Source organism: Asaia sp. W19, from assembly GCF_003994335.1.
GTDB lineage: Bacteria > Pseudomonadota > Alphaproteobacteria > Acetobacterales > Acetobacteraceae > Asaia.
The window spans coordinates 1-932 of sequence record NZ_PNQZ01000168.1; the positions used below are offsets into that span (position 1 = coordinate 1).

General features: G+C 62.2%; 2 protein-coding genes. Both read right to left on the bottom strand.

The genetic code is table 11. From position 1 onward, the window contains the following. The coding region (locus tag C0V97_RS17665) for an aldehyde dehydrogenase family protein (protein ID WP_127103735.1) at window positions 1–505 on the bottom strand (505 nt) is incomplete at its 3' end. 5 nt (window positions 506–510) lie between these two features. Beyond that, a partial coding sequence (locus tag C0V97_RS18485) for a hypothetical protein (RefSeq protein WP_158625473.1) occupies window positions 511–932 on the bottom strand: 422 nt, incomplete at its 5' end.

Here is a 932-nt window from a genome sequence, read left to right on the forward strand (position 1 = left end):
AGCCCAGCGTACATTCCGCTGGTTTCACGAGAAAGGCGTTGCCACCCACCAAAATCGGCACCGCGGCGCGCATAATCTGCCAGTAGGGGAAATTCCACGGCATAACGGCCAGAACAATGCCGGTCGGATCGTAACTCAGATGAGCCTCCCCAGTCGGCACGGCCATCGGCTTGTCACGCAGCAGAGCGGGGGCGTGTTTGCCGTACCAGTCGATGACTGCGGCGCATTTCTCGATTTCTGCCCTGGCCGAGGTGAGTGTCTTGCCCATTTCCTGCGTGGCAAGACGTGCCAGTTCCTCCTTGCGCTCACGCAACTGCGTGGCGAACCGGTGCAGCAGGTCAAGCCGCGCGCCGAGGGTCTTGCCGCGCCAAGCCGCGAAGCCTTTATCGAGGCGTGCCAGTGCGTCCTCGGCTGCGGCTTCGCTCAGGAAAGGATAATGGGCCAGTGTCTCGCCATTGGCCGGGTTGACAGTCGTAATGCCACCATAAGGATGAGGGCTGGTCATGATCACTACCTCTGGTTGTTATTCCATGAAGCGGTATTGGCCGCATCGGATTGGGCAACGACATCGGTCTGGCCGTTCCCGGGGGACCCGGCATAATTCCTGTAGGCCGAGTTTTCATAGGGTGGCCGAACGGGTGCGTTGAATTTCACGGGCCATCCAAGGAACGAAAAATGCGACGGGGCCTCACTGGGGGCCGCGGTGCTCTGACTGGCTTCCGGCGCGGGCAGACCGAGTGCCGGATGGGTACGCACCGTGTATGAGTAGCCACGCAGGGAAGAGTCGAAATCCTCGGTCACGGTGTAGCCATGGGGCGGGGGCGGCGCACCTCCATCGGGGAGGGCGACCTTCTCCACAGGGGTCAGAGGATGATCCATGGCGCGCATCTGGGCGGCCGGGTCAGCGAAAGCCGGGGCTCCCCAACTGGCAA